The organism is Clostridium tarantellae (genome assembly GCF_009295725.1).
In the GTDB taxonomy this organism is placed as follows: Bacteria; Bacillota; Clostridia; order Clostridiales; family Clostridiaceae; genus Sarcina; species Sarcina tarantellae.
In genome coordinates, this window is the sequence record NZ_WHJC01000107.1 from 1 (window position 1) to 10,863 (window position 10,863).

Genomic DNA, 10,863 nt, shown 5'->3' on the forward strand with positions numbered 1-10,863 from the left:
TATTTAAATAAGTATTAAAAAATTCAATTCAAAATTTATACATTAAAACTAAATATTTTCAACTTTAGTAGTTGTTGTGTATGTGTTATATTTTATATTGTAAGAAACGTTTACACAAAGAGGGGGAAAGGATAGATGAAAGAGAGAATAAAGCGTTTAAAAGCTAATAAAGAACTTTTATTATTAACTATACCTGGAACACTTTGGTTTTTAGCATTTGCTTATTTACCAATGTTTGGTGTGGTTATTGCTTTTAAAAAATGGAGAATTCATGGGGGATTTTTTGAAAGCTTAATTAAAAGTGAAAATGTAGGATTTGATAATTTTAAATTCTTATTCCAAAGTAGTGATGCTTGGTTAATAACTAAGAATACTATTTTATACAATCTAGTTTTTATAATTATGGGAATTGTGATTCCTGTAACTTTAGCAATATTATTAAATGAATTATTGAATAAAAAAGCAGCTAAGATTTATCAAAGTAGTATGTTCTTACCATACTTTTTATCTTGGGTTGTAGTAAGTTATTGTTTATATGCATTTTTAAGTCCAGATAAGGGATACATAAATGGAGTATTACAATCTATGGGAATAGATAAAGTTTCTTGGTATACTGAACCAAAATATTGGCCATTTATAATAATATTTATGAGTCAGTGGAAGGCAGTAGGATATGGAACGGTTGTTTATTTGGCATCAATATGTGGAATAGATAAGAGTTACTATGAAGCAGCAATGATTGATGGAGCTTCAAAATGGCAACAAGCAAAATATATAACTATACCATTATTAAAACCAGTATTAATTATTATGTTTATAACAGCAGTTGGAGGAATGTTTAAATCTGATTTTGGACTATTCTACCAATTACCAAAGAACTCAGGTGCATTATATCCTGTTACAAACGTTATAGATACTTATGTTTATAGAGGACTTATGAACTTAGGAGATATAGGTATGAGTTCAGCAGCTGGATTATATCAATCATTTGTAGGATTAATATTAATTTTAGTTACTAATGGAATAGTAAGAAAAGTAGATAGTGAAAATGCATTCTTCTAAAATAAAGGTGGTGTAAAATTTGTTAGAAACATTTAAAAAAGGAGCTACTGGAACTAGAAAGAAGGTAGAACCAAAAGAAGAAGTAAATAAATTTAATGCGGTATCAAAGAAAACAAATATATTTATAAATATATTATTTTTCACATTAGCAGCATTATGTGTAATACCATTTATTTTTGTAATAATAATATCATTAACTAGTGAACAAGCACTTCAAGCTAATGGATATAGATTTTGGCCAGAGGAATGGAGTTTTGAAGCTTATAAATATATATTAACATCAGGTACAGGTATATTAAGATCTTATGGAATAACAATATTTGTTACAATAACAGGTACTATTGTAGGATTAGTTATTATGTCAACTTATGGTTATGCAATATCAAGAAAATCTTTTGCATATAGAAAATTTTTTACAAAGTTAATATTCATACCTATGCTATTTTCAGGTGGTATGGTTGCTTCATACTTAGTAGTTACTAAGTTTTTAGGATTAAAAAATACAATATGGGCATTAATTTTACCTATAGCTGTAAGTTCATTCCATATAATAATACTTAGGACATTCTTTAAAACAACAGTTCCTGATGCCATTATAGAATCAGCTAAAATTGATGGTGCTTCAGAATGGAGATTATTTTTAAAAATAGTATTACCAATATCATTACCTGGTATTGCAACTATAGGATTATTTTTAACTTTAGGATATTGGAATGACTGGTTTAATGCTATGTTATATATAGATAAAGCAAGCTTAATTCCTCTTCAATATATGCTAATAAAAATAGAAAACTCTATAGAATTTATAACAAGTAATGCAGCAAGTTTAGGAACAGATGCTATACAAGCAGCAGCAAATATGCCACAGGATACTGCTAGAATGGCTATTGTTGTTCTAACTACATTACCAATAATATTTGCTTATCCATTCTTCCAAAGATATTTTGTAAATGGATTAACAATAGGAGCAGTTAAAGAGTAGTTAATTATAATCTAAAGGGAGAATGGCAAGCATTTACCTAAGTTTATTGAATTATTGATTTAAGTTATATATAACTTAAATCAATAATTATGAAACTTTATAGAATGCTTGCCATCTCCCTAAATTAAATAATTTAAAATTATTTAATTTAGGGAGATGAATTTGAAATATCTTCAAGAAATATTTTTTTGAATTAGAATAAATATCTAAATATTTCTTAGGAAATAATTTATAAAATTTTGACGAAAGAAGGGAATTTACAATGTATTTTGCAGTTGAGAGAATAGAGAAAATATGCAATGAACTGGAAAGATATGTTTATGCTAAGGAGTTTAGCATAAATAATTATAAGTACATAGATGGAAATTATCATAATATAGATTTAATAAAAAATGCGCCAAAGGATGGGTGGAGAGAATTTAGTACTGGTGATCTTTGGGGTGATGAAAGTCATGGATGGTTTAAGGCTACAGTAGAGGTGCCTAAAGAATTTGAAGGAGAAACTATTGCTTTAAGTTTTCATACTTTTTTAGGTGATTGGGATAATACAACTAATCCACAGTTTATTCTTTATATAAATGGAGAACATATTCAAGGGTTAGATATTAATCATAAAGAAACTATTTTAACACACAATGCAGTAGCTGGAGAAAAATATGAAATAGATTTACATGCTCATATAGGTAGAATAGAAGGTAAAAAATCAACTTTACATGGTAAATTAGTAGTTATAGACGAAGAAGCAAGAAAATTATATTTTAATATAAATGTACCATTAATTGTTTGTAAAAAGCTTAATAAAGAAGATAAAAGAAGAATAGATATGTTAAATGTTTTAAATGAAGCTATTAATATTATTGACTTAAGAGTTCCTTTTTCTAAGGAATATAGTGAAAGTTTAAAAGCTACTAATGAATTTTTGGAAGAAAATTTTTATCAAAAGCTTTGTGGACATGAGGAAATGATAGCTACTTGTGTTGGACATACTCATATTGATGTTGCTTGGTTATGGACAGTAGCTCAAACTAGAGAAAAAGTTGCTAGAAGTTTTTCAACAGTTTTAAAACTTATGGAAGATTATCCAGAGTATATTTTTATGTCATCACAACCTCAATTATATAAATTTTTAAAAGAGGACCATCCTAAGGTTTATGAAAAAGTAAAGGAAAAAGTTAAAGAAGGTGTATGGGAACCAGAAGGTGCTATGTGGCTAGAAGCAGATTGTAATGTTACCTCTGGAGAATCATTAGTAAGACAAGTTTTGCACGGAAAAAGATTTTTTAAAGAAGAATTTAATGTAGATAATGAAATTCTTTGGTTACCAGATGTATTTGGATATTCAGCAGCACTTCCTCAAATATTAAAAAAATGTGATGTAAATTATTTTATGACTACTAAAATTTCATGGAATCAATTTAATAAGATGCCTTATGATACATTTATGTGGAAAGGTATGGATGGTACAGAAATTTTAACACATTTTATTACAACTACTTATCCAGATCAAGATCCATACAAAGAGACAATGACTACTTATAGTGGAAATATTCATCCAGGTTCTATAATGGGGGCATGGGGAAGATATCAACAAAAGGATATAAATAATGATGTATTAGTAGCCTTTGGTTTTGGAGATGGTGGTGGTGGCGCCACTTATGAAATGCTAGAAACAGGGAAAAGACTTGAAAGGGGAATACCTGGAGCACCAAAGGTTAAAATAGGAACGGCTAAAAATTATTTTAAAAGATTAGAAGAAAAGATAGTAGATAATAAAAGGTTACCAAAATGGGTAGGAGAATTATATCTTGAATATCATAGAGGAACTTATACATCTATGGCAAGAAACAAAAGAGATAATAGAGTTTGTGAACATTTATATACTTCATCAGAAAAATTTAATTCTATGGCAATGTTATTAGGTAAAAACTATCCTTATAAAAATTTAAATAAAGCTTGGGAAACTGTATTATTAAATCAATTTCATGATATATTGCCAGGTTCTTCTATAAAGGAAGTTTATGATGTAACAGCTAATGAATATAAAGAATTAATAGATAATGGTAATGAATTATTAAATGAAGCTTTAGAGTGCATTGCTTCAAATATTAATTTAAACAATAGAAGTGTTATTGTTTTTAATCAGTTAGGATTTGCAAGAAGTGATATTGCAACTTTTGAGGTGCCAAAAGGTATAATAAACCCTGCTGTTATTGGTGAAGATGGTGAGGAAGTAATTTGTCAAAGAATAGATGATAATAGAGCAATATTTTTTGCAAAAGAAGTACCAGCTAATGGACATAAAGCTTTTAAAATAATAGAAGCAACTAATAAAAATGAGGAAATAGTAAAGTTAACAGAAAAAGAAGCAGATAATAAATTTTTTAATATTAAATTCAATAAAGATGGTAATATACAATCATTGTTTTATAAAAATTTAAATAGAGAAATTTTAAAAAATGGAACAGTAGGTAATCAAATTCAAGCTTTTGAAGATAAACCAATGGAATATAGCAATTGGGACATAGATATTTATTATACTGAAAAAATGTGGTTAGTTAATGATGTTAGAAGTATTAAAGTTGTTGAAAGAGGGCCTGTTAGAAGTACATTACAAATAGAAAGAAAGTTTTTACGTTCTACAATCATTCAAAAAATTTATGTATATAATGATATACCAAGAATAGATTTTGATTCATATATTGATTGGAAAGAGCATGAAATATTATTAAAAACAGAATTCCCTATTGATGTAAATGCATCAGAAGCAACTTATGAAATTCAATATGGAAATGTTACTAGACCTACCCATAGCAATACATCTTGGGATGTAGCTAGATTTGAGGTTTGTGGTCAAAAATGGGCAGATTTATCAGAGGGAGACTTTGGAGTTTCTATGCTTAATAACTGTAAATATGGTCATGATATAAAAGAAGGTAATATGAGATTAACTTTGCTTAAATCAGGTATACACCCATATAAAGAAACAGACCAAGAAGAACATTTCTTTACTTATTCCATATATCCTCATAAGGGTACATGGAAGAGTGCAGAAACTGTAGAGAAAGCTTATGAATTAAATCAACCATTTTATACCAAGGTGGAAGAAGCTCATGATGGAAAAATAGGAAAAACTATGAGTTTAGTAAATGTAAATAAAAACAACATTCTTATAGAAGTTGTTAAAAAAGCAGAAGATACAGATCATTTAATTGTAAGAATGTATGAATTTCATAATAAAAGAACTAATGCTAAATTAAAATTTAGTAATAATATTTTAGAAGCTTTAGAGTGTAATCTTATGGAAAGAGATTTAGAAAGGTGTACTTTTGAAAAAAATATTTTAGATTTTGAAATAAAACCTTTTGAAATTAAAACTTTTAAGGTTAAATTAATTTAAATTTTTATTAAAGTATGGATTTGGAATGAAAAGTCCATACTTTTACCTTAATATAATTTGAAAATATAAAAAGTGTGTTAAATTATAGTATAGAAAGTCAAATAAATATAAAAATTATCCACTATGAAAGTGAATAAAAATATTATAAAATAAAACATGTAAACGTTATTAAAGTATTGGGATTTAAGGGGGAAGAAAGAAATGATTAAATTAAAAAAGTTATTGGCAGTTGCAGTAGCAACAATAATGACTACATCTATGTTAGCAGGTTGTGGAGGAAGTGATTCTGGTGCATCAGGTTCAAATGGAGATAAGCCAGTAACATTAACTTGGTATACAGTTGGTGAAGCACCAAAGGATCTAGCTATAGTACAAAGTAAACTTAATGAATATCTAGATGAAAAAATAAATGTTAATGTAGATATGAGATTTATAGGATATGGAGACTATGATAAAAAGATGTCTGTTATAGTTAACTCAGGAGAAGAGTATGACATAATGTTTACAAATGCATGGAATTACTTAAGTAATGCTAGAAAAGGTGCATATGTGGATTTAAGTGAAATGCTTGATAATCAAGGTAAAGGAATGAAGGAAACTGTTGACCCAAGATTCTGGGAAGGTGTTGAGGTTGATGGAAAAATATATGGTATACCAGCACAAAAAGAGCTTGGTGTAGCTCCAATGTGGGCATTTACTAAAGAATATGTAGATAAGTATAATATACCATATGAAGATATTCATAATTTTGAAGATTTAGAGCCATGGTTAAAAGTTATAAAAGAAAATGAGCCAGATGTTGTTCCATTCTATATTGCAGGTAATGGATTTACAGCTCAAACTACTTTTGATTATGTAATTGAACCAGTAGGAATATCTTATTCTGATCCATATAATGAAGATGGAACTTTTAAAGTTCAAAACATATTTGAAACACCAGAAATGGAGAAAACTTTAAAAACATTACGTAAATACTATGAAGCAGGTTATATTAACCAAGATTCAGCAACAACTCAAGACAATAAAGCTGTTAAGAGATTTGTAACTAAGGGTGATGGATGTCCAGGAGCAGATGCTATATGGAGTAAAGATTTAAAATATCCAGTTGTTACTTCTCAAATAATGGACACATATATTACTAATACATCTACAACAGGATCAGTAATGGCTGTATCTAGTACATCAAAGAATCCAGAAAAAGCTGTTGAGTTTTTAAATCTTTTAAATACTGATTCATATGTAAGAAATATGGTTAACTATGGTTTAGAGGGAACTCACTATGAGAAAATTGGAGATAATCAAATTAAATTAGATGAGACTAAATCTAAGGATTATAGTGTTCCATATTATACATTAGGAAATATGTACCTATTAGATGTTTTGGATACTGAAGAAACTAATAAATGGGATACATTTGAAGAGTTTAATGCAGAAGCTAAAGTTTCACCAATCTTAGGATTTAAGTTTAATACTGAACCAGTATCAACTGAAATTGCAGCTATAACTAACGTTCTTGATGAATTTAGAACAATATTATATAGTGGTTCTGTAAATGTTGATGAGTATTTACCAAAATTAAATGCTAAGTTAAAAGAGCAAGGTATAGGTAAGATAATAGAAGAAATGCAAACTCAAATAGATAAATGGGCTAAAGAGAACGATAAACTAAAAAAATAATTAAATTTTAATAAAATAAACTCTATGTTTTTGCATAGGGTTTATTTCTTTAAATAACAAGAAAGGGAGTTAAGGGTATGAATAAATATGTAGTAATAGATGTAGGTGGTTCAAGTATAAAACATTGTTTGATGAATAATGAAGGAATTATTTTAGAAAAAGGAAATATTAAAACAAAAGGTGAAGATATAAATTTATTTATAGAATCTATAGGAGAAATAGTTGATTTTTATAAAGAAAAAAATGAGATTAAAGGATTAGCTTGTAGTTTTCCAGGTGCTGTAAATGTTAAAACGGGAGTAATTGGAGGAGGTAGTGCAGTTCCATGTATACATGGTCCTAATATAAAAGAATTATTAGAAAGAAGATGTAATTTAAAAGTATCTTTAGAGAATGATGCTAATTGTGCTGGATTAGCTGAAGGCTGGATTGGTGTAGCTAAAGGAATATCAAATTATGCATGTATAGTTGTTGGAACAGGTATAGGAGGATGTATTGTTGTAAATAATACAATCTTAAGAGGAAAACATCTACATGGTGGAGAATTTGGTTATATGTTTACTAGAGATAGTATTAAAAATACTGATAATACATGGAGTACAATAGCTTCCACTAATGCTTTAGTTAATAGAGTTTCTAAAGTTAAGAATATATGCAAAGAAAAGCTAAATGGTGAAATGGTATTTAAAATGGCTAATGAAGGTGATGAGGAAATTATAAAAGAAATTGATAATTGGTATATGGATTTAGCTAGAGGAATCTTTAATATTCAATATATAATAGATCCAGAAAAAATAGTTATAGGTGGAGCTATAAGTAAAAGAGAAGATTTTACAGATAAAATAAATGAAAAATTAAAATTATTAAAGGATAATTGTGCTACTTTAGATATTTCAGTAGAGAAATGTAAATTTAATAATGATTCTAATTTGATAGGTGCTTTATATAATTTTTTATATGTTTAAAATGAAATAATGAAAACTTAGTATAATAAAATTAAACTATTAAAAACTTAAATAAATAATAATAAATTTAGAATACTTTAGTTTTTCTAATCTTTTAATAATATGATATACTGTGGTTATAATTTGAAAGAAATTGGTATAATCATTACTTATTGAAAGGAAGGGACTGAAAAGTGAGTAGACAAAATATTTTAGTTGTAGATGATGAAAGAGAAATAACAGATGCTATAGATATTTACTTAACTAATGAAGGATATACTGTATATAAGGCATACGATGGAATTGAGGCTTTAAATATATTAGAGAATAGAAAAATAGATTTAGTTTTATTAGATGTTATGATGCCTAGGTTAGATGGAATAAGAGCTACAGTGCAAATAAGAAAAAACAAAAATATTCCAATAATAATGTTATCAGCTAAATCAGAAGATACAGATAAAATTCTTGGCTTAAATATTGGAGCAGATGATTATATTACTAAACCTTTTAATCCATTAGAGTTAATAGCACGAGTAAAATCTCAATTAAGAAGAGCCAATATGTATTCTAATGAAGAGAATAGTAATGTATTAGTAACTGGTGGATTAGAGTTAAATTCTGAAACAAAAGAGGTTAAAGTTGATGGTAATTTAGTAAAGGTAACACCTTTAGAATTTAAAATATTATATTTGCTTATGTCTAATATGGGAAAAGTTTTTTCTATTGAAGAAATTTATGAGAAGGTATGGAATGAACCAGCTTATAATGCAGATACAGTAACAGTTCATATAAGAAGAATAAGAGAAAAAATAGAAATAAATACAAAGGAACCAAAATATCTAAAAGTAGTTTGGGGCGTAGGCTATAAAATAGATAAGTTATAGAGTTTATTAATCTTTAGAAATTAATAAATGAACAAAAAATAGTACATAAAAAATTTGAAAGGTTTTTATGTACTATTTTTTGTTCATTTTATTATTAAATTAAAATTAAATAATAAAAAATAATTAATATATTAATTATTTTTTGTACAACGTAGTGCAAATCTAATAATGTAAGAGGGATATGAATAATGTTTTGAATAAATTCACTAATTTAACCATAAAAAGAATTAAATGAATTTGTTTAATAATAATAGAAATGATACAATTTTATTGATAACTTATAGAAAAAATATAGCTATATTTAAAAATGCAGTTTAATAAGCAATAATTATGTAGCAAAAAGGAGGATTAACATGGGGAAAGATAATTCCAAAAAGTTAATGTGGTACAACCTTGGATTAATGGCTTTCGTATCAGTATGGGGCTTCGGAAACATAGTAAATAACTTTGCTAACCAAGGTTTAACAGTAATTACGTCATGGATTTTAATCCTAGCGTTATATTTTGTACCATATGCACTTATGGTAGGGGAATTAGGATCAACATTTAAAGATGGAAAAGGTGGAGTAAGTTCATGGATTAAAGACACTATGGGGCCTACTTTAGCTTATTTAGCAGGATGGACATATTGGGTTGTTCATATTCCATATCTTGCACAAAAACCTCAAGGTATTATAATATCCTTAGGATGGGCTATATTCCAAGATGGAACAACAATAAAACAAATGAATTCATTAACAATGCAATTAATTTGTTTAGTAGTATTTTTATTTTTTTTATGGATTGCTTCAAGAGGAGTTACTTCTTTAGGTAAAATAGGTACTATTGCTGGTATGGCAATGTTTATAATGTCAATATTATATATTTTATTAGTTGTAACAGCACCAGCTATTAGAGGAGTTCAGGTTGCTACACCTAATATAACTCTTAATAGTTTTATACCTAAATTCGATTTTACATATTTAACAACATTATCAATGTTAGTATTTGCTGTTGGTGGAGCTGAAAAGATATCACCATATGTTAATAATATGAAAGATCCAGTAAAAGGATTTCCAAAAGGTATGATAGCACTTGCCGTTATGGTTGGAGTAACAGCTATACTAGGATCATTTGCTATGGGGATAATGTTTGATGCTAATAATAGACCTGATGATTTAATGATGAATGGTGCTTATTATTCATTCCAAAAATTAGGTGCTTATTATGGGGTAGGAAATTTCTTTTTAATATTATATTCTTTAGCAAATTTTGCGGCTCAAGTTTCAGCATTAGTATTTTCAATAGATGCGCCTTTAAAAGTTTTATTATTAGATACTGATGATAGATATGTACCAAAAGCATTAACAAAAGTAAATGATAAAGGTGCACCAATTAATGGTTATATTATGACAACTGTATTAGTATCTATATTAATAGTAATACCAGCTCTAGGAATTGGAGATTTCAATAAACTATTTAACTGGTTATTAAAATTAAACTCAGTAGTTATGCCATTAAGATATTTATGGGTATTTTTAGCGTACATAATGTTAAGAAAGGCTATAAAAGGAAAATATCATTCAGATTATCAATTTGTTAAAAATAGTAGAATTGCACGTGGATTTGGAATATGGTGTTTTATATTCACTGCATTTGCTTGTTTCTTAGGGATGTTCCCAACAGATTCAGCGCCATTTACTTCAAAGTGGTTATTTGAGTTTGGACTAAATATAGGTACACCATTTGTATTACTAGGATTAGGATTAATATTACCTAAAATTGCTAGAAAACAAAAAAATGAACAAGAAGAAATGAATAGTACAAACTAATATTTAAAATAATAAATAATTTACATTTAGAATAAGTCTTGATTAATTAAGTAAGACTTATTCTTTTTTTTTATTATATTAAAAAAAATATATATAACTATATGTA

The 10,863-nt window shown here is 27.3% G+C and carries 7 protein-coding genes; all 7 read left to right on the forward strand.

What is annotated here, in order from left to right; genetic code table 11:
* Positions 1-135 precede the first annotated feature (135 nt).
* The 7 genes from GBZ86_RS08505 to GBZ86_RS08535 all read left to right on the forward strand — a co-directional run bounded on the left by GBZ86_RS08505 (position 136) and on the right by GBZ86_RS08535 (position 10,757).
* Entirely contained in the window at positions 136-1,062 is a 927-nt protein-coding gene (locus tag GBZ86_RS08505) for an ABC transporter permease (protein ID WP_152889631.1), read from the forward strand.
* Positions 1,063-1,081: 19 nt separating this feature from the next.
* Positions 1,082-2,044, forward strand: coding sequence for a carbohydrate ABC transporter permease (locus tag GBZ86_RS08510; RefSeq protein WP_152889632.1), 963 nt, complete (start codon positions 1,082-1,084; stop codon positions 2,042-2,044).
* Between the two features lie 262 nt (positions 2,045-2,306).
* Entirely contained in the window at positions 2,307-5,441 is a 3,135-nt protein-coding gene (locus tag GBZ86_RS08515; RefSeq protein ID WP_152889634.1) for an alpha-mannosidase, read from the forward strand.
* A gap of 201 nt (positions 5,442-5,642) precedes the next feature.
* Positions 5,643-7,118 (forward strand): ABC transporter substrate-binding protein, encoded by a 1,476-nt coding sequence (locus tag GBZ86_RS08520; RefSeq protein WP_152889636.1) that lies wholly within the window; start codon positions 5,643-5,645, stop codon positions 7,116-7,118.
* A 77-nt stretch (positions 7,119-7,195) separates the two neighbouring features.
* Positions 7,196-8,083, forward strand: coding sequence for an ROK family protein (locus tag GBZ86_RS08525; protein ID WP_152889638.1), 888 nt, complete (start codon positions 7,196-7,198; stop codon positions 8,081-8,083).
* A 173-nt stretch (positions 8,084-8,256) separates the two neighbouring features.
* On the forward strand, positions 8,257-8,946 hold the full coding sequence (locus tag GBZ86_RS08530) for a response regulator transcription factor (protein ID WP_327444682.1): 690 nt from the start codon (positions 8,257-8,259) through the stop codon (positions 8,944-8,946).
* A 353-nt stretch (positions 8,947-9,299) separates the two neighbouring features.
* On the forward strand, positions 9,300-10,757 hold the full coding sequence (locus GBZ86_RS08535; protein ID WP_152889639.1) for an amino acid permease: 1,458 nt from the start codon (positions 9,300-9,302) through the stop codon (positions 10,755-10,757).
* Positions 10,758-10,863 lie beyond the last annotated feature (106 nt).

Coding starts and splice junctions, on each gene's coding strand:
- GBZ86_RS08515 (WP_152889634.1), top strand. CDS start 2,307: ATGTATTTTGCAGTTGAGAGAATAGAGAAAATATGCAATGAACTGGAA.
- GBZ86_RS08535 (WP_152889639.1), top strand. CDS start 9,300: ATGGGGAAAGATAATTCCAAAAAGTTAATGTGGTACAACCTTGGATTA.
- GBZ86_RS08505 (WP_152889631.1), top strand. CDS start 136: ATGAAAGAGAGAATAAAGCGTTTAAAAGCTAATAAAGAACTTTTATTA.
- GBZ86_RS08520 (WP_152889636.1), top strand. CDS start 5,643: ATGATTAAATTAAAAAAGTTATTGGCAGTTGCAGTAGCAACAATAATG.
- GBZ86_RS08525 (WP_152889638.1), top strand. CDS start 7,196: ATGAATAAATATGTAGTAATAGATGTAGGTGGTTCAAGTATAAAACAT.